This is a genomic window from Janibacter sp. CFPM2_SD2 (assembly GCF_057364645.1).
In genome coordinates, this window is sequence record NZ_JBNFOF010000044.1 from 1 (window position 1) to 17,698 (window position 17,698).

At 72.3% G+C, this 17,698-nt stretch carries 15 protein-coding genes and 5 pseudogenes; 11 read left to right on the plus strand and 9 right to left on the minus strand.

Translation table 11 applies throughout. From position 1 onward, the window contains the following. The 5 genes and pseudogenes from AC2W7J_RS06335 to AC2W7J_RS06355 all read right to left on the minus strand — a co-directional run. Window positions 1-543: hypothetical protein (locus tag AC2W7J_RS06335; protein ID WP_485981809.1), on the minus strand; the 543-nt coding region annotated here is incomplete at its 3' end. Between the two features lie 4 nt (window positions 544-547). After that, window positions 548-949, minus strand: a pseudogene (locus tag AC2W7J_RS06340) (DUF3152 domain-containing protein); the annotation flags it as partial. Between the two features lie 57 nt (window positions 950-1,006). After that, entirely contained in the window at window positions 1,007-1,210 is a 204-nt protein-coding gene (locus AC2W7J_RS06345) for a hypothetical protein (RefSeq protein WP_485981810.1), read from the minus strand. 189 nt (window positions 1,211-1,399) lie between these two features. Then, window positions 1,400-2,917 carry a TM0106 family RecB-like putative nuclease gene (locus tag AC2W7J_RS06350; RefSeq protein WP_485981811.1) on the minus strand — a complete coding sequence of 506 codons (1,518 nt, stop codon included), beginning with the start codon at window positions 2,915-2,917 and terminating at the stop codon, window positions 1,400-1,402. Between the two features lie 65 nt (window positions 2,918-2,982). Next, complete coding sequence (locus AC2W7J_RS06355) at window positions 2,983-4,536, minus strand: dolichyl-phosphate-mannose--protein mannosyltransferase (RefSeq protein WP_485981812.1); 1,554 nt, start codon at window positions 4,534-4,536, stop codon at window positions 2,983-2,985. Window positions 4,537-4,564: 28 nt separating this feature from the next. Here AC2W7J_RS06355 and rsmI point away from each other — a divergent pair, with 28 nt between their 5' ends. The 8 genes and pseudogenes from rsmI (at window position 4,565) to AC2W7J_RS06395 (ending at window position 10,409) form a co-directional block, all read left to right on the plus strand. Beyond that, a complete protein-coding gene (gene rsmI, locus AC2W7J_RS06360; RefSeq protein ID WP_485981813.1) occupies window positions 4,565-5,401 on the plus strand; it encodes a 16S rRNA (cytidine(1402)-2'-O)-methyltransferase in 837 nt (278 codons plus the stop codon). A gap of 18 nt (window positions 5,402-5,419) precedes the next feature. Beyond that, a complete protein-coding gene (locus AC2W7J_RS06365) occupies window positions 5,420-6,187 on the plus strand; it encodes a histidine phosphatase family protein (RefSeq protein ID WP_485981814.1) in 768 nt (255 codons plus the stop codon). 9 nt (window positions 6,188-6,196) lie between these two features. After that, a complete protein-coding gene (locus AC2W7J_RS06370) occupies window positions 6,197-6,787 on the plus strand; it encodes a TlpA disulfide reductase family protein (RefSeq protein ID WP_255185249.1) in 591 nt (196 codons plus the stop codon). Next, window positions 6,784-7,559 (plus strand): annotated as a pseudogene (locus AC2W7J_RS06375) (cytochrome c biogenesis CcdA family protein). Before AC2W7J_RS06370 ends, AC2W7J_RS06375 begins: the two are co-directional and overlap by 4 nt. 92 nt (window positions 7,560-7,651) lie before the next feature. Then, window positions 7,652-9,126, plus strand: a pseudogene (gene resB / locus AC2W7J_RS06380) (cytochrome c biogenesis protein ResB). Further along, window positions 9,123-9,305 carry a hypothetical protein gene (locus AC2W7J_RS06385; protein WP_485981815.1) on the plus strand — a complete coding sequence of 61 codons (183 nt, stop codon included), beginning with the start codon at window positions 9,123-9,125 and terminating at the stop codon, window positions 9,303-9,305. The pseudogene resB and the gene AC2W7J_RS06385 overlap by 4 nt, the downstream one beginning before the upstream one ends. Next, entirely contained in the window at window positions 9,287-10,087 is an 801-nt protein-coding gene (gene ccsB, locus AC2W7J_RS06390; protein WP_485981816.1) for a c-type cytochrome biogenesis protein CcsB, read from the plus strand. Before AC2W7J_RS06385 ends, ccsB begins: the two co-directional genes overlap by 19 nt. A gap of 10 nt (window positions 10,088-10,097) precedes the next feature. Then, window positions 10,098-10,409, plus strand: coding sequence for a DUF4229 domain-containing protein (locus tag AC2W7J_RS06395; RefSeq protein ID WP_485981817.1), 312 nt, complete (start codon window positions 10,098-10,100; stop codon window positions 10,407-10,409). Between the two features lie 182 nt (window positions 10,410-10,591). On the opposite strand, the gene AC2W7J_RS06400 is transcribed toward AC2W7J_RS06395, so the two are convergent. From AC2W7J_RS06400 to AC2W7J_RS06415, 4 genes are read right to left on the minus strand one after another with little or no spacing between them, the layout of a single operon-like run. Next, window positions 10,592-11,482 (minus strand): 1,4-dihydroxy-2-naphthoate polyprenyltransferase, encoded by an 891-nt coding sequence (locus tag AC2W7J_RS06400; protein ID WP_255185254.1) that lies wholly within the window; start codon window positions 11,480-11,482, stop codon window positions 10,592-10,594. Window positions 11,483-11,504: 22 nt separating this feature from the next. Then, window positions 11,505-12,683, minus strand: a complete 1,179-nt coding sequence (gene menE, locus AC2W7J_RS06405) for an o-succinylbenzoate--CoA ligase (protein WP_485981821.1) — start codon at window positions 12,681-12,683, stop codon at window positions 11,505-11,507. Continuing rightward, window positions 12,649-13,605 carry a 1,4-dihydroxy-2-naphthoyl-CoA synthase gene (locus tag AC2W7J_RS06410; protein WP_485981818.1) on the minus strand — a complete coding sequence of 319 codons (957 nt, stop codon included), beginning with the start codon at window positions 13,603-13,605 and terminating at the stop codon, window positions 12,649-12,651. Before AC2W7J_RS06410 ends, menE begins: the two co-directional genes overlap by 35 nt. A 44-nt stretch (window positions 13,606-13,649) precedes the next feature. After that, a complete protein-coding gene (locus AC2W7J_RS06415) occupies window positions 13,650-15,071 on the minus strand; it encodes a GntP family permease (protein WP_485981819.1) in 1,422 nt (473 codons plus the stop codon). Window positions 15,072-15,164: 93 nt separating this feature from the next. Between AC2W7J_RS06415 and AC2W7J_RS06420 the strand changes: the two genes are divergently transcribed. From AC2W7J_RS06420 to AC2W7J_RS06430, 3 genes and pseudogenes are all read left to right on the plus strand, one after another. Next, window positions 15,165-17,015, plus strand: a complete 1,851-nt coding sequence (locus tag AC2W7J_RS06420; RefSeq protein WP_485981820.1) for an SDR family NAD(P)-dependent oxidoreductase — start codon at window positions 15,165-15,167, stop codon at window positions 17,013-17,015. Window positions 17,016-17,026: 11 nt separating this feature from the next. Then, window positions 17,027-17,433: pseudogene (locus AC2W7J_RS06425) on the plus strand (VOC family protein). Continuing rightward, window positions 17,430-17,698: pseudogene (locus AC2W7J_RS06430) on the plus strand (o-succinylbenzoate synthase); the annotation flags it as partial. The pseudogenes AC2W7J_RS06425 and AC2W7J_RS06430, both read left to right, overlap by 4 nt.

A 17,698-nucleotide genomic window follows, 5' to 3' on the forward strand; every position in this document is an offset into this window, starting at 1 on the left:
CACCCCGCCGAGGACGAAGGGGGTCCGCCGCGGCTGGTCCGCGACGGCCGGGGTTGCACACGGCGCGGGGATGACGACCCGCCGCACCGGCTGCGGCAGGACCGGTCGCAGCAGGCCGGCGAGGAACCAGACCGCCTCCTCACCACGGGCGAGGACGAGGGCCAGTAGCAGTGCGGCGACGGTGTGCGCGAGGAGCATGGCCGGGCTGGTGTGGGACATCTCGGCGCCGCCCGCGCACCCGAGGACCATCTCGTGGTGACCACCGCCGACCGCGCACGTCGGGTCGGGGTGCCCCGCGGAGAGCAGGGTGTGCAGGACCACCTGGGACCCGCCGAGCGTGACGGCCATCGCCGCGCGGCCGAGCCGCCACTGCGTGAGGACGAGACCGCTCCACAGCAGCAGCCCGACGATGAGCACCATCCCTCCGGCCGAAGGGAGTCCGCCGCCGGCGGCGAGGTGGGCGCCGGTGGACAGCCCGCCGGCCGCGATCGTCCAGGCGATGGTGCGCGCCACTCGCAGCACACCCCGGCTCGGTTCGGTCACGAGGTCACTCCGCCGCCGGAGGTCCGCTGATCATCTTGCCGTCGGTGTCGAGCGGCCACGGGTTGGCCGTGCAGCCGTCGAGACCGAGTGTCTGCTGGAGCATGACCGGCGCGCGCCACCCCGGGGCGGGGCAGCGCTCGTGCCCCAGCCCCAGCCCGTGCCCGACCTCGTGGTTGACGAGATAGGTCCGATAGGCGTCGATGTCGTCGACGTGCGGCACCCCGAGGAACCACCGGTCGAGGTTGAGCATGATGAACTCCCCTGCGCGGCAGGAGGTGTAGCCGTCGGTCGAGGCGCCGGCGGCCTCGCACTGCTTGTCGACGGTCGCGGGCGTCGCCAGGCGGATCGTCAGCTGCGCCGGCTCGTCGACGACCCGGCGGAAGCGACCACTGCCCGCCCGCCCGGTCCACCCGCGGCGGGTGCGACAGCGCGCGGTCGATGACCCGGCCGAAGTCGCCGCTCGTCACCCGGGCGCCTGCTCGACCTCGACGCGGTAGGTGACGAGCTGGCCGGACTCGCCGCGCACGCCGGTGCCGGCGGTCAGCCGCGTGTAGCGGCCAGTTGACCAGTACTCCGGCGCGGTGGGCGAAGGGGAGGTCCGCGGGCTCGTCGTCGCGGAGCCGGTGCCCGCGGCCTCGCTCCGGTCGGTCCCGGAGGAGCTCGTCACCGCCCCGCCCGCATCGGGAGCATCCCCGGTCGGGGGCGCCGGCGGCCGTCGTCAGACCCACGGCGACCGCGAGCACGACGAGCAGCACGAGGGCGGTCGCGGCGAGCTGCCGCCGTCGCGCCTGCACAGCGCTCGCCGGAGCCAGGGACCGAAGGGGGGACACCCCCACAGGATAGGCGCGGCCCGCGCTCAGCCGGCATGGTCGAGCAGCCAGTCGCGCAGCCGCAGCGTCGAGAGGCAGTCGTACTCGTTGTACTGCCGCAGGTCCTCGAGCCGGGCCGCCGCCTCGAGCTCGTCGCCCGCGGCCACCGCCTCGCGGTAGCGCTGGTACTCGATGATCGAGTCGCCGCCGGCCGTCACGCCGTCGGCGTCGCGCAGCTCGTCACCCATGTAGAGCGGCTCGAGCGCCTTGATCGAGTAGGAGCGGCTGCCGACCCGCACGGCCGACTTGACCACGGCGTAGAGGTCGACGAAGACGTCGCCCTCGAGCAGCTGCGCGACCTCCGCCTCGTAGACGCCGTGCCGGGCGGCCAGGCGGGTCAGGGCGGAGCGCTCGTAGCCGGAGTAGTGGAAGACGTGCAGGCCGGGCCACCGGTGCAGCCGCTCGCGCAGCCAGTCGACGAAGCCGACGAGCGCGGCCCGCTCCTGCTCACGGTCGTGGGCCCAGAAGGGCACGAAGTCGCCGCTCGCCGTGAGCGATCCGAAGAGGTACTCCAGACCCGTGTCGGTCGCGGTCGCGCCCCGCCACATCGGGTCGCCCTCGAAGTCGAAGAAGACATCGCCCTCGCTCGGCGCCGGCAGCTGGGCGAGCAGCTCGGGGGCGAAGACCTCATAGGGCAACGGCTCCTGCGGCGTCGGCTCGATGAGCTGCAGCCCGGCCTGGCTGCGCAGCACGGCCAGCTGCTCGTCGTCGAGCCCCTCGACCGGTCGGGTCCGCTCGGCAAGTGCCGTGAGCGTCGTGACCCCGGCGTCGACGAGCCGCGCCCGGGTCGTCGCGCGCACCCCGGCGGCGAGCCCGACGTCCTCGCGCACGGCGAGCTCGGCGCGGCAGGCGTCGCAGAAGAGGCACGCCTTCCACCGCGGGTCCTCCCACACGACCGGCCCGCTCTCGGCGGCGTGCGCGTCGATGACCTCGAGGATGCGCGAGCGAACCTCGTGCAACTCGTCGGCCAGCTCCTCGCGCGGGGTGTCGACGTGCGTCCCGTCGCCGAGGATCAGCCGGACGAAGGGGGCCAACGGCACCCCGGCGGACTCGAGCGCCTCGGCGTAGGCGGCCACCTGCAGCTGGGCGTGCCGGTGCGCCTTGCGGGCGAGCTTGGTCTCCGCCGCGACCCAGCCCCCTTCGTCACGCAGCAGGTGGTCGGCCCGGCCACGGAAGCGCTCGCCGGCGACCGGGACCTGGTGGACCAGCCGCACAGCAGGGTCCTGCAGCACGCGCAGGACCTCGGTGGCGGACATGCGGCCGGCGTCGATGACGCCGTCGCCGATCGCCGCGGTCAGCTCGTCGGTGACCTCCTGCTCGTAGTCGCGCCCGAGGTCGCCGAAGCGCTCGCGGATCGGGTCGACCTCGGCGGGAACCGCCTCACGACGACCGAGCCGCACGTCGAGCTCGACGAGCAGGCCGAACTCGCACTCGCGGCCGCGACGCAGGTCGCCCGCGGTGATGACCGCGGGCTGCGGCCGGCCGTCGAGGAGGGGGAGGTCCATGGCCTCGAGGGTACGAGCCCGCACCCACAACGTTCCCTGAGGTGCGACGGAGGAGCCTCGAAGGGTCAGACCCAGCTCGGGAACCACATGCGCCAGCGCCAGTGGTCGTAGGGGATGACCTGGGCGGTCCAGATCGGCCAGAAGAAGGCGAAGTTGGCCAGGACGAGGAGCAGGTAGGCGCCGACGACGAGGTGCCCGATGCGTCGGCGGCGGGCCGTCGCGCCCGGCGGGCCGAGCGCGAGACCGAGCATGAAGACGACCGCGAGGATCACCCAGGGCTCGAAGGCGATCGTGTAGAAGGTGAAGATCGTGCGGTGCTGCAGGAAGAACCACGGCAGCCACCCGCCGACGAAGCCCGCGAGGATCGCGCCGGCCCGCCAGTCACGGCGGAAGGCCCAGTGCCACAGCAGGAAGAACAGGGCCGCGGTCGCGAGCCACCAGATCGAGACCGAGCCGAGCGAGGTGATCGCCTTGGAGCACTTGTCGACCTCGCAGCCGGTCATGCCGGCGGACTTCGTCTCGTAGAAGAAGGAGGTCGGCCGCGACTGGATCATCCACGACCAGGGGTTGGACATGTAGGTGTGCGGCGAGGTCAGGTGGTCGTGGAAGTCGAGGACCTGCGCGTGGTACTGCCACAGCGAGCGAAGGGCGGGCGGCAGCCACTGCACGCCCTCGCCGGGGTGGTCCACGGCCCACGTGCGGTTGTAGCCCGTCTTCGTGACGAACCAGCCGGTCCACGAGGCGAGGTAGGTCGCGAGCACGACGACCGTCATCGAGATGCCGGCCCACACGCCGTCCTTGCCGATGCCGGCGACGGCCCAGTGCCGGGCGCCGGCGGCGCGGCGGGCACCCATGTCCCAGAAGACGGTCATCAGGCCGAAGGCCGCGAAGAAGTAGAGCCCGGACCACTTCGTGCCGCAGGCCAGGCCGAGGGAGAGGGCGGCGACGAGCCGCCAGGGGCGCCACCACAGCATCGGGCCGGTGCCGAATGAGGTGCTCGGCAGCGCGGTGACCCGGTCGGCCAGGCGGGCGCGTGACCAGTCGCGGTCGACGAGCAGCGCGCCGAAGGCCGCGAGCGCGAAGAACATGAGGATCAGGTCGAGCAGGCCGGTGCGCGAGTGGACGAAGTGGTGCCCCTCGAAGGCCATGAGGAAGGCCGCGATGGTGCCGAGCCAGCTCGAGCCGAAGAGGCGGCGGGCGATCCGGCCCACCATGAGGATCGAGATCGTGCCGAGCAGCGCGACGGAGAAGCGCCAGCCGAAGCTCGACGTCGAGCCGAAGACCCACTCGCCGAAGGCGATGATCCACTTGCCGACCGGCGGGTGGACGACCATGTCGCCCTCGGTCGTCTTGAAGACGTCGAGGTTGCCGGCGGTGAAGAGCGGGTCGACCTTCTCCCCTTCGCCCTTCCACCGCATCTCGACGCCGTACTCGAGCATCGAGACGCCCTGCTTGACGTAGTACGTCTCGTCGAAGACCAGCTGGTGGGGGCGGCCGAGGGACCAGAAGCGCAGCACGCCACCGATCGCGGCGAAGAGGAGCGGACCGAGCCAGCCCCACAGCACGTCGCTGGGGCGGAAGCCGAGCAGACGCGCGCGCAGCTGCTCCCCCCGGTCCATGGCCGCCATCGTAGGCGAGGATGGAGGCATGCCACTCGTCCTCGCCGCCACGCCCATCGGAGACCCGCGCGACGCCAGCCCCCGGCTGCGGGAGGAGCTCGAGGGGGCCGACATCGTCGCCGCCGAGGACACCCGTCGGCTGCGCCGTCTCGCCGGGGAGATCGGCGTGACGCTGCCCGAGCGGGTCGTCAGCTATCACGAGCACAACGAGGCGACGAAGACCGCCGAGCTGCTCGAGGCGGTCGTCGCGGGGGAGCGGGTCGTGCTCGTCACCGACGCCGGCATGCCCTCGGTCTCCGACCCCGGCTACCGCTTCGTGCGGGCGTGCATCGACGCCGACGAGGTCGTCACCTGCGTGCCCGGGCCGAGCGCCGTGCTCATGGCCCTGGCCGTCTCGGGGCTGCCGGTCGACCGCTTCACCTTCGAGGGATTCCTCCCGCGCAAGGGCGGCGAGCGTCGCCGGCTGCTCACCGAGGTCGCTCAGGAGCGGCGCACCATGGTCTTCTTCGAGGCGCCGCACCGCATCGCCGCCACCCTCGAGGCGATGGCCGAGATCCTCGGCCCCGACCGGCCGGCCGCGGTGTGCCGCGAGCTGACGAAGACCTACGAGGAGGTCCGCCGGGGTGGCCTGGCCGAGCTGGCCCAGTGGGCGGCCGAGGGGGTCAAGGGCGAGATCACGATCGTCGTCGGCGGCGCCGACCGCACGACGATCTCCATGGAGGACGCGGTCGCCGAGGTGCTCGCCCGCAAGGACCGCGGCGCCCGGCTCAAGGACGTCTGCGCGGCCGTCGGCACGTCGACGGGCCACTCCAAGAAGGCGCTCTACGACGCCGTCGTCGACCACCGCAGGGAGCACTCAGACTGAGGTGGGACAATCCCGGCCATGACCGAGCCGATGCCCGACTCCGGCACCGACCTGCCCATCGACGAGGAGTCCTCCGCCCAGGCCCGCGGAGCCACGACCGAGGCCGCCGAAGGTGCCCGTGAGGCCCACGCCGAGCACGGGACCCGTCCCGGCAGCGAGCGCACCGTCGTCCACCTCCTGCGCCACGGCGAGGTCGACAACCCGCACAAGATCCTCTACGGCCGCCTGCCCGACTACCACCTCTCGCCCCTGGGCCGAGAGATGGCCGAGGTCGTCGGCGAGCACCTCGCCGACGCCGACCTGGCGCTCGTGGTCCACAGCCCGCTCGAGCGCACCGCCGAGACGGCCGCACCGACCCTCGCCCGCCACGGCCTGACCGCCGTCGTCGACCCCCGGGTCATCGAGGCGGGCAACAAGTTCGAGGGCCGCCGCTTCCGCAAGCGGCTGCTGCTCGACCCGCGCCGCTGGTGGTGGGTGCGCGACCCCACGAAGCCGACCTGGGGCGAGCACTACCGCGCCATCGGCAAGCGGATGATGGCCGCCATCGAGGACGCCCGCGACCACGCCCGCGGCCACGAGGCGCTCGTCGTCAGCCACCAGCTGCCGATCTGGACCATCCGCAGCGTCCTCGAGCAGCGGCCGCTGTGGCACGACCCGCGGCGCCGGGAGTGCAACCTCGCCTCCCTGACCTCGGTCACCTTCGTCGGCGACGAGGTCGTCGACGTCACCTACAGCGAGCCGGCGGCGCACCTCTACGCGCACGCGGCCAAGACCCCTGGAGCCTGACCCCCTTCGATGAGACGACACCGCATCACCCGCACCCTCGTCGCGACGGCGAGCGCCCTGGCCCTCGCCGGCGGCGTCGCCGCCTGCAGCGACTCGCCGTCGGAGAAGGCGGCCAAGGAGTTCGGCACCCGCAACGGCGACGGCTCCACGCACCTCATCGCCGAGGCCGACCGGGGGAAGCCGGTGGAGCTCGCCGGCGAGACGATCGACGGCAAGACCTGGGACAGCGCGGACCAGCGCGGCAAGGTCGTCGTCGTCAACAGCTGGGCGAGCTGGTGCGGCCCGTGCGCCACGGAGGCCCCGCACCTCGTCGACGCGCAGGAGCAGACGAAGGGGGAGGACGTCGAGTTCGTCGGCATCAACTTCCGCGAGTCCTCCAAGGAGACCGGCCGGGCGCAGGCGCAGGAGTGGGGCTTCACCTGGCCCTCCGTCTACGACAAGTCCGGCCAGAGCGCCCTCGACATGCAGGGCAAGATGACCGCCACGCCGTCCACCGCCGTGCTCGACCGTGAGGGCCGCATCGCGGCCGTCGTCCTCGGTCCGGTGACCACCTCGACCCTCGTGGGGCTCGTCGAGGACACCGCCGCCGAGACGGCATGAGCGGGGCCCTGGCCACGCTCCCTTCGCTCGCCGGCGGACTGAGCGATCAGGTCACCGAGGGGGCGCTGCCGCTCGCCGTCCTCGTCGCCGCCCTCGCCGGGCTCGTCTCCTTCGCCACGCCCTGCGTGCTGCCGCTCGTGCCCGGCTACCTCGGCTACGTCACCGGCCTGTCCGATGTCGCCCTCGAGGAGCGCAGCCGCGGGCGGATGGTCCTGGGGACGCTGCTCTTCATCCTCGGCTTCAGCGCCGTCTTCGTCCTCGCGTCGATGTTCGTCGCGACCGCCGGCCGGGCGCTCGTCGAGCACCGCGAGCTGCTCATGCGCATCGGCGGCGTGCTTGTCATCCTCATGGCCCTCGTCTTCCTCGGCGCCGGCTCGCAGCGGACCTTCCGCCTGCCGATCAAGCCCGCGACCGGGCTCGCCGGGGCGCCGGTGCTCGGCGCGGTCTTCGGCCTCGGCTGGGCGCCTGCATGGGCCCGACGCTCGGCGCGGTCCTCGCCCTCAACCTCACCGGTGACGGGTCGACGACCCGCGCCGTGGTCCTCGCCGTCGCCTACTGCCTCGGCCTGGGGCTGCCCTTCCTGCTCATCGCCGCCGCCTACGAGCGGTGGGCGCCGGTCTCGGCCTGGCTGCGCCGCCGCCAGCGCGCCATCCAGGTCGTCGGCGCCGTGCTGCTCATCGCGATCGGGCTGCTCCTGCTCACCGGCGGCTGGGACGCGATCACCCAGTGGCTGCAGATCCATCTCATCAGCGACACGGAGGTGATCCTCTGATGGCCAGCTCGACCCGTCAGCGGCCCGAGGTGACCCAGCCCCGGCTCGGCGCGATCGGCTACCTGCGGTGGGGCTGGCGCCAGCTGACGAGCATGCGCACCGCGCTCTTCCTGCTGCTGCTCCTGGCGATCGGTGCCGTGCCCGGTTCGGTCTTCCCCCAGCGCAGCCTCGACCCGGCGCGCACCGAGGACTGGATCGCCCGGCACGAGACGACCGGCCCGTGGCTCGACAAGCTCGGGGCCTTCGAGGTCTACAGCTCGCCGTGGTTCTCCGCGATCTACCTGCTCCTCTTCATCTCGCTCATCGGCTGCATCGTGCCGCGCACCGCCGTGCACTGGAAGTCCTTGCGCAGCAAGCCTCCCCGCGCTCCCAAGCGGCTCGCGCGGCTCGAGGCACACGCCGACGGCGAGGTCGCCGGTGACCTCGAGCAGGTGCGCGAGGCCGCGACCCGGGTGCTGCGCAAGCGTCGTTTCCGCGTCGCCAGCCACGACGACGCCTCCGTGTCCGCGGAGAAGGGCTATGCCAAGGAGACCGGCAACCTCGTCTTCCACACCGCCCTCGTCACGCTGATCATCGGCGTCGCCGTCGGCCACCTCTGGGGCTGGAAGGCCGACGTCGTCGTCCCCGCCGGGGACTCCTTCGTCAACACCGTGACGCGCTACGACACCTTCGCCCCGGGGCCGCTCGTCGACGAGTCCTCGCTCGCCCCCTTCGGCATGAAGGTCACGAAGATGACCGCGGACTTCAACGACCGCGAGCCCGGGGCGCAGACCTTCGGCCAGCCGCGGGACTTCGAGGCGCACGTCACCGGGACGACCGCCGACGGCGAGGACTTCACCGACGTCGTCAAGGTCAACCACCCGCTGGAGATGCAGGACGCGACCGTCTTCCTCCTCGGCAACGGCTACGCCCCCGTCGTCACGGTCAAGGACGCCGACGGCAAGGTCCTCTACTCGGGGGCCACCCCCTTCCTCGCGCAGGACGGCAACTACCGCTCCACCGGCGCGATCAAGGTCGGGGCCGCGACGCCCGAGCAGTTCGGCTTCATGGGGCTCTTCCTGCCGACGGCCTACATCGACCCCGACCAGGGGCCGGTCTCGGTCTTCCCGGACACCAAGGACCCGGCGCTCGCCCTGAGCATGTACACCGGCGACCTCTACCCCGGCGGCGCCCGCAGTCGGTCTTCACGCTCGACACCGAGTCGATGGACAAGGTCACCAACGCCAAGGGCACCGACCAGCTGCGCATCTGGCTCAAGCCCGGCGAGGGGGCCAACCTGCCCGACAACCGCGGCACGATCACCTTCGACGGGGTGGAGCGCTTCGCCGGCTTCTCCGTGCGGCACGACCCGGGCAAGGGGCTGACCTTGTGGTCGGCGCTCGCCGCGCTCGCCGGGCTCATCGCCACCCTGACCATCAAGCGCCGCCGGGTCTTCGTCCGGCTCGTCCAGGACGGCGACGTCGTGCGCGTCGACGTCGGCGGCATGAGCCGAGACGACGACGACGGCCTGCCCGAGGTCGTCCAGGAGATCCGCGACGAGCTCGTGGGACAATCGAGGACATCATGACGAACGAGATGCTGGCCCAGAACGCCAACTACGCGCTGGCCTCGGCCGCGCTGGTGATCACCGTGGCGATGCTCTGCTACGCCCTCTACCTCGCCCAGTCGGTCCCGGTGCGTGAGCGCGCCGAGTCCACGGCGCGGGTGCCGGCCACGGTCGGGTGGCGGTGCGGGCCGAGGACCTGACGGACGAAGGGGGCGCAGCCGCCGGGACGAGCGTCGAGACCCCCGCCCGGGCCCGCAAGGCCGCCGGCATCGGTGGGTCCCTCTCGTGGCTGGGCGCGCTGCTGCTGCTCGGCTCGATCGTCCTGCGCGGGGTGGCCGTCGACCGGGCGCCGCTGGGCAACCTCTTCGAGTTCAGCATCGCCGGGTGCTTCTTCGCGATGGCCGTCTTCTGCGTCTCCGGGCTGCGCAGGGACCTGCGCTGGCTGGGCGTCTTCGTCACGGCCTTCGTCGTGCTCGTGCTCATGGTCGCCTCGACCGCCTGGTACGTCGAGGCCGACGAGCTCGTCCCCTCGCTCAAGTCCTACTGGCTGCCGATCCACGTCACCGTCGCGACCCTGTCCGTCGGCATCTTCATCGTCGGCGCGATCCTCAGCGCGCTCTACCTCATGAGTGACCGCGAGGTCGGCGGCGAGCGCTTCTGGCGCAAGCTGCCCGCGGCGCAGCAGCTCGAGAAGCTCTCGTACTCGCTGCACATCATCGGCTTCCCGCTGTGGACCTTCACCCTCATCGCCGGCGCCATCTGGGCCCGCGAGGCCTGGGGCTCCTACTGGAACTGGGACCCCAAGGAGGTGTGGACCTTCGTCATCTGGGTCGTCTACGCCGCCTACCTGCACGCCCGGGCCACGAAGAACACCTCGCGTCGCACGGCCAACTGGATCGCCCTGGCCGGCTTCGCCTGCATCGTCATCAACTACACGGTCGTGAACTTCTACTTCATCGGCCAGCACAGCTACGCGCAGTGAGGTCCCCCGCATGATCCGTTACTCGCTGCTGCGCATGCTCATCTTCTTCGGCTGCCTCGCGGCCCTGTGGCTCGTCGGACTGCGTGAGCCCGCCGAGCTGCCCTGGCTCGTGGTCATCGCCGCGATCGCGTCGATGGTCATCTCGGCCGTCGTGCTCAAGCCCTTCCGCGCCGAGATGATCCAGCAGATCCAGGACCGCCAGGCCGCCAAGGCTCGCGCTCGCGCCGAGCGCACCGACACCGACGAGGCCGTCGAGGACGGGCGGGGTACGAGCGAGCCCGAGGCGGAGACCGAGGCCGAGGAGCCCGAGACCTTCCGCTGAGGAGTGACGCCGCGCTCGGCCCCGCGGTGGCTCGGGCCGTGCAGGCCGAGATCCTCGCAGCTGGCCGGGATGATCGCGTCTGGCCGGGAAACACGAAGATGGCCGCGCAATTGCGCGGCCATCTTCGCGTTTCCCGGCCACCAGGGACTTTTCCGGCCGCGCGCGAGCGGCGCCCGGGAGGGTCAGCGGGCGAGCGGCGCGAAGAGCCAGATCGCCCACATCAGCTCGGCGAAGCCGGTGAGCCCGAGGGCCGGGATGAGCGCCTTGCCGGTCGCGCCGGAGCGCACGGCCTGGATGCCGGGCCAGGCGATGACCAGCCCGACGAGGCCGATCGGGGCCCACGGGCGCCAGATCGCCATGAGCAGGGTGCACACGACCGTGACGCCGAAGAGGCCGAGGTAGAGCTGGCGGGTGCGCGCGTCGCCCAGCCGGACCGCGAGGGTCGTCTTGCCGGTCACCGAGTCGGTGGGGATGTCGCGCAGGTTGTTGGCCACGAGGATCGCGCTGGCGAGGGCGCCGACGCCGATGGCGCCGAGCACGCCGACCGGGGTGATCGAGCCGATCTGGGTGTACTGCGTGCCGAGGGTGGCGACCAGGCCGAAGAAGATGAAGACGTAGACCTCGCCGAGGCCGCGGTAGCCGTAGGGGTTGCCGCCGCCGGTGTAGCGCCAGGCCGCGAGGATCGCCAGGGCACCGATGGGGATCATGATCCACGCCTGGCTCAGGGCGACGAGCGCGAACCCGACGAAGGCGCCGATGCCGAAGAAGGTGAAGGCCATGAGCTTGACGTTGGCCGGGTCGGCGAGGCGCTGGCCGACGAGCCGCACCGGGCCGACCCGCTCCTCGTCGGTGCCGCGGATGCCGTCGCTGTAGTCGTTGGCGTAGTTGACGCCGATCTGCAGGCAGCACGAGACGATGAGGGCGAGGAGCGCGAGGCCGAGGTTGGCCCCCTTCGTCCCCTCCTCGAGGTCACGGTTGGCCGCTGCGGCGGCGGTGCCGACGATGACGGGGGCGAGTGCTGCGGGGAGGGTTCGCGGGCGGGCGCCGGCGATCCACTGCTTGAGGGTGGCCACGACCGCCGATCTTACGAGGCGCTCAGCCTCCGAGCAGACGCGCCACGGCGGAGCGGTCCGGCTTGCCGGGTCCGCGCATCGGCAGCGAGTCGACGACGAGCACGCGGCGGGGGAGGGCCGCGGGCTCGAGGTGGGGCCGCAGCATCTCGCGGATCTCGGCGACGCCGGCGTCGGGGACGGGCCCGACGGGCGGGCCTCCGGGCGAGGTGACCGCGGCCAGCGCGACCGCCTGCCCCCACTGCATGTCGGGCACGCCGACGACGACCGCCTCGGTGACGGCAGGGACGTGGGCGAGCACGGCCTCCTCGACGACGCGGGGTGCGATCTTGAGCCCGCCGGTGTTGATGACGTCGTCGGCGCGGCCGGTCACGCTCACCCGGCCGTCGCCGTCGACGGTGCCGAGGTCGCCGGTGCGAAACCAGCGCTGCCCCCCTTCGGTCCGGAAGGCGCCGGTGTCGAGACCGAGGTAGCCGTGGGCGACGACCGCACCGCCGAGCTCGATGACGCCGTCGGCGCCGGTGCGCACGGCGACACCCTGCAGGGGCTGGCCGTTGTAGACGCACCCGCCGGCCGTCTCGGACATGCCATAGGTCGTCACGACCCGCACGCCGAGGGAGCGGGCGCGGTCGAGCAGTGCCCCGGGAGTGGCGGCCCCGCCCACGAGCACGGCGTCGAAGCGCCGCAGCGCCTCCAGGCCCATCGGGTCCTCGACGAGTCGGGTCAGCTGGGTGGGGACGAGCGAGGTGTAGCGGCGCTCCGCGTGCATGCCCGCCGTGGCCTCGACGAGGGCGAAGGGGGGAGCCGACGCGTCGACGACGACCGGCGTCGTGCCGGCGGCGATGCTGCGCAGCAGCACCTGCAGGCCGGCGATGTGGTGGGGCGGCAGGGCGAGCAGCCACTGACCGGGGCCCCCGAGGCGGTGCGCGGTGGCCTCGGCGCTCGCGAGGAGGTTGGCGGCGGTGAGCAGAGAGAGCTTCGGTGTGCCGGTCGAGCCGGAGGTCGCGATGGCGACGGCGAGGTCGTCGGGCAGCTCACCTCCGGCAGGGTCGGCGTCTCGCCGGGCGCGTGCGGGTGGATCGGCGCGGTGCCGGTCAGCGCCCGCTCGAGCGCGGGCAGCGCGTCGAGCACGGCGGGGCCAGCGGGCAGGGGGAGTGGGGTGATCGGCATCAGAAGTACCAGGGGAAGGGCGACCAGTCCGGATCGCGCTTCTCGAGGAACTGGTCGCGGCCCTCGACGGCCTCGTCGGTCATGTAGGCGAGGCGGGTCGCCTCGCCGGCGAAGACCTGCTGGCCCATGAGGCCGTCGTCGGTGAGGTTGAAGGCGAACTTGAGCATCCGGATCGCGGTGGGCGACTTCGCCATGATCTCGCGGGCCATCTGCAGCCCCTCGACCTCGAGCTCGGCGTGCTCGACGACCGCGTTGACCGCACCCATCTCGTACATCTCCTGGCCGGTGTAGGCGCGGCCGAGGAAGAAGATCTCGCGAGCGCGCTTCTGCCCCACCATCTTTGCGAGGTAGGCGCTGCCGTAGCCGCCGTCGAAGGAGCCCACGTCGGCGTCGGTCTGCTTGAAGCGGGCGTGCTGGCTGGCGAGGGTCATGTCGCACACGACGTGCAGCGAGTGCCCACCGCCGGCGGCCCAGCCGCCGACGAGCGCGATGACGACCTTGGGCATGGTGCGGATGAGGCGCTGGACCTCGAGGATGTGCAGGCGCCCCCCTTCGGCCTTGACCCGACGCTCGTCGATGCCGGCCGCGGAGTCGTCGCCACCGGGGTCGGCGGCGTACTGGTAGCCGGAGCGGCCGCGGATGCGCTGGTCGCCGCCGGTGCAGAAGGACCAGCCCTCGGTGGTCGCGCTGCTGCCCTCGCGCGGAGTCGGGCCGTTGCCGGTGAGCAGGACGACGCCGACGTCGGGGGTGCGGCGGGCGTGGTCGAGGGTGCGGTAGAGCTCGTCCACGGTGTGCGGCCGGAAGGCGTTGAGGATCTCCGGTCGGTCGAAGGCGATGCGCACGCAGCCGACGTCCTTGGCGCGGTGGTAGGTCAGGTCGGTGAGGTCCTCGAAGCCGGGGACCACCTCCCAGGCCTGCGGGTCGAAGGTCTCGCTGACGTTGTCCAGTGCGCTCACGGGGGCGAGCCTAACCACCGCGAGGACGAAGGGGGCCGCCCCCGTCAGGCGACGAGGCTCGCCAGCAGGACCATCGGCAGTGAGACCACGGCCCCGAGCGAGGTGGCCAGGGTGAGCGTCTTGAGCGCGCCCTTGGTCGACAGGCCGAGCAGCGACTTGAACATCCAGAAGAAGTTGCTGTTGACGTGCAGGGCAAACATCGCGCCGGAGGCGATGGCCAGGGCGACGACGACGGGCTCGACGCCCGTCGAGGCGACGACCGGGCCGATGATGCCCGAGGCGGTGATCGCGCCGACCGACACCGAGCCGATGGCGAAGTGCAGCAGGGCCGCGATGAACCACGCGAGCAGCACGGTGATGAGCACCGGTGCGCCGGCGTCGGCGGAGAAGAGGCCCTCGAGCGTCTTGTCGAGGCCGGTCTCGGTGATGACCGCGCCGAGCGAGCCGCCGATGCCGGTGATGAGCAGGATCTCGCCGGTCGTGCGGAACCCACCCGACAGGGCGTGCTCGGTGCCGTCGGAGCCGAGCGTCGAGCGGCCGATGACGAAGGCGATGAGCAGGCCGATGAAGAGCGCGATGTTGGCGTCGCCGACGAAGGCGATGACCGCATTGCTCGCGTCGAAGAGGTCCATGAAGGCGCCGAAGGCGATGAGCACGAGCGGCACGAGGATCGGCGTCAGGCGCAGCAGCAGGGGCAGGCGCAGCGCCCGCTCCGGCACGGCATCCGGGTCGTCGAGGTCGGCGTCGGCGCTGTGGCCGGTGCCCTCGTGGCCGACGTCCCCGCGGGCGAGGTAGGCGGCGTGGCCCGGGTTGTCGGGGTGCTCCTCCTCGTCGGGGTCGACGTCGGTGCGCTCGTCCCAGAAGCGGGTCTGCAGCAGCAGGCGGAAGAGGAAGGTCGTGAGCAGGGCCGTGGCGATGCCGATCGGCGCGCCGAAGATCAGGTACTCGCCGAGCGGGAGCTTCAGCTGCCCGGCGACGGCGACCGCAGCCAGGCCCGGCACGACGAAGACGTAGCCGGCGAAGATGCCGATGCCGATCGCGCCGGCGAGCCACGGCAGGCCCTTGCGACGGTCGACGACCGGTGCCGCCTGCCGCGCCATCGGCGAGGCGAGGACGACCTGCACGTCGACGTAGATCGAGGGGAAGATCGCCGAGAGCGCCGCGGTCATGGCATAGGGGAGCTTGCGGCCGACCCGTCGCGCGATGATCTCGACGAGCGCGCGGAAGGTGCCCGTCGCCTGCAGGAGCGAGCCGATGAGCACGCCGAAGCCGATGAGCAGACCGACCTCGCCCATGATCTCGCCGAAGCCGGTCGTGATCGCCGCGACCGTGTCGGCCGGCCCCACCCCCGCCGACAGGCCGAGGAAGACCGAGGAGATGATCAGCGAGATCACCGGGTCGACCTTGAAGCGGAGGATGAGCACGATCGCCAGGGCGATCGCGACGAGCGTCAGTGCGATGTCCACGGCAGTCGACCCTACGCGTCCGTGAGCACCGTCACACCAGAAGCCCGCTCCTCGGGACTGGCGGCGCCGACCCCCTTCGCGTCTCATGGACCCATGACCGACTCACGTGTCGCCCTGGTCACCGGTGCCTCCTCGGGCATCGGCGAGGCCGCCGCCGTCGCACTCGCGGGAGCGGGGTGGACCGTCGTCGGCGCCGCCCGGCGTCTGGAGCGACTCGAGTCCCTCCGGGCGAAGGGGGTGACGCCGCACGTCGTCGACGTCAGCGACGACGAGTCGATGGTGACCCTCGTCGACGACGTCGTCGCCGAGCACGGACGCATCGACGTCCTCGTCAACAATGCCGGCTACTCGGTCTTCGGCGCGGTCGAGGACGTGCCGGTCGAGGTCGCCCGCCGCCAGCTCGAGGTCAACGTGCTGGGCCTGTCACGGATGAGTCAGCTCGTGCTGCCGCACATGCGCGCTGCCGGCTCCGGTCGGATCATCAACATCGCGTCCGTCGCCGGCCACGTCAGCGAGCCGCTCGGCGGCTGGTACCACGCGAGCAAGTACGCGGTCGAGGCCCTCAGCGACGCGATGCGGATGGAGCTGGCGCCGCACGGGGTGCGCGTCTCGATCATCGAGCCGGGGGCGATCCGCACCGAGTTCGGCGACATCGCGGCGGACTCGCTCGCGGAGTACTCCGGCTCGGGCGCCTATGCCGCGCAGGCGGCGCCGGATGGGGCCCGGCCACGAGCGGATGTTCGGCGCCGACGCGGCCGAGGTCGACGTCGTCGTCGACGCGATCGTCCACGCGGCGACGGCGCGACGACCGCGCAGCCGCTACCAGGTGCCCGCGTCCGCCCGGGCGATGGTCGCGGCGACCAAGGTCGTGCCCAGCCCGGTGATGGATGCGGTGATGGGGCGCATGTTCGGCACACACCGACGCTGAGCACTGAGGCAGGCTGTCCCCCCATGGCGACCACGCAGTCGACCCGGGTGCGCCGGGCAGTCCAGCGGTACGCCGCGAGCTTCGAGGAGCTGCGCGGTGTCACCGACGCCTACGTCGCGCTCGTCACCCGGCTGCTCGACGACGCGGGTATCAACTACCTGACGGTCACGGGTCGGACGAAGTCGGTCGCGTCCTTCGCGGGCAAGGCCGCCCGCCGGCTGCCCGGTGGCCGGATGGCCCACCCGAAGCCGCTCACGGACATCACCGACCAGGTCGGGGTGCGGGTCGTCACCTATGTCCTCGCCGACGTCGACGCGGTCGCGCAGCTGCTCTCCTCGCAGCTCGAGGTCCACGAGGACCGTGACATGGGGCAGGAGACGGCGGCCGCCGGCCGCTTCGGCTACTCCAGCCGGCACCTGCTCGTCGGGCTGGGCGAGGACCGGGACGAGCCGGGTATCCCGCCCGAACGTCCCGCATCGGTGCAGATCCGCACCGTGCTCCAGCACGCCTGGGCCGAGTTCGAGCACGACGTGCGCTACAAGGGCTCGGTCTCGGCCGAGCACGCACCCGACTTCGACCGCCGCTTCACCCTCGCGGCCGGGCTGCTCGAGCTCGCCGACCAGCAGTTCTCCGCGATCCGTGACCGGCATCGCGACGAGCTGACCTCACCGGCCGACGGCGACGACGACGACCCGCGGATCAGCCCGACCGACCTCGCGGCCTTCCTCGCCGGGCAGTTCACGGACGCCGGCTGGTCGCGCACCGACCACTACGCGTGGATCAGCGGCCTGCTGCTCGAGCTCGGCATCAGCTCGCTGTCCGAGCTGCGCGAGGTGCTGCGTGAGGTCGACGTCCCCGCCATCGACCACCACATGGGCTACCGCTACCCGCCGGGCGCCGTGCGCCGCCTCGACGACGCGCTGCTGTCGGTCTACGGCGAGCGCTACATCGCGCTCCACGGCAATGCCCACCGGCTCGCCCTGCTGCGCGCCCGGCTGGCCCGCCTCGCGGACTAACGTCAGGGGGCATGGCCCTGCACCTGTACTCGCTGACCGTCGACGCCCGGGACCACCGGGCTATGGCCCGCTGGTGGGCCGAGGTCCTCGGGTGGCGGATCGGCTACGAGGACGAGCACGAGTGCGAGGTGCTCCCACCCGAGGCGAGTCCCGACCCCGTCGACGAGACCGCGACCTGGCTGGCCCGCCGCACGATGCTCAGCTTCGTCCCGGTCCCCGAGGGCAAGACGGTGAAGAACCGCCTGCACATCGACCTCGCCCCGCACGTCGACCAGGACCGTGACGCGGAGATCGAGGCGCTCCTGGCGAAGGGAGCGACCCGCGCCGCCGTCGGTCAGGACGAGACGAGGTGACGTGGACCGTGCTCGCCGACCCGGAGGGCAACGAGTTCTGCGTGCTCTCCTCCCGCGACCGGTGAGCGGTGCCGGTCCGGGCACCGTCGACGAGCTCCTCGACGGGCTGCACGTCGTCGTCCTGCCGCTGGCCACGCGGTTTCGCGGGGTGCAGGAGCGAGAGGTCGCGCTCGTGCGTGGGCCGCTCGGGTGGGGGGAGTTCGCCCCCTTCGTCGAGTACGGACCGGCCGAGGCCGCCCGCTGGCTCGACGCGGCGATCGAGGCGGCCTGGTCCGGCTGGCCGCAGCCGCAGCGCGGTGAGGTCCCCGGTCAAACGCGACCGTCCCGGCC

Excerpts from the sequence above, each read along its gene's own strand:
- AC2W7J_RS06365 (WP_485981814.1), top strand. The coding sequence starts at position 5,420 with ATGACCGAGCCGATGCCCGACTCCGGCACCGACCTGCCCATCGACGAG.
- AC2W7J_RS06355 (WP_485981812.1), bottom strand. The coding sequence starts at position 4,536 with ATGGACCGGGGGGAGCAGCTGCGCGCGCGTCTGCTCGGCTTCCGCCCC.
- AC2W7J_RS06420 (WP_485981820.1), top strand. The coding sequence starts at position 15,165 with ATGACCGACTCACGTGTCGCCCTGGTCACCGGTGCCTCCTCGGGCATC.
- AC2W7J_RS06370 (WP_255185249.1), top strand. The coding sequence starts at position 6,197 with ATGAGACGACACCGCATCACCCGCACCCTCGTCGCGACGGCGAGCGCC.
- AC2W7J_RS06395 (WP_485981817.1), top strand. The coding sequence starts at position 10,098 with ATGATCCGTTACTCGCTGCTGCGCATGCTCATCTTCTTCGGCTGCCTC.
- rsmI (WP_485981813.1), top strand. The coding sequence starts at position 4,565 with ATGCCACTCGTCCTCGCCGCCACGCCCATCGGAGACCCGCGCGACGCC.
- AC2W7J_RS06350 (WP_485981811.1), bottom strand. The coding sequence starts at position 2,917 with ATGGACCTCCCCCTCCTCGACGGCCGGCCGCAGCCCGCGGTCATCACC.
- AC2W7J_RS06385 (WP_485981815.1), top strand. The coding sequence starts at position 9,123 with ATGACGAACGAGATGCTGGCCCAGAACGCCAACTACGCGCTGGCCTCG.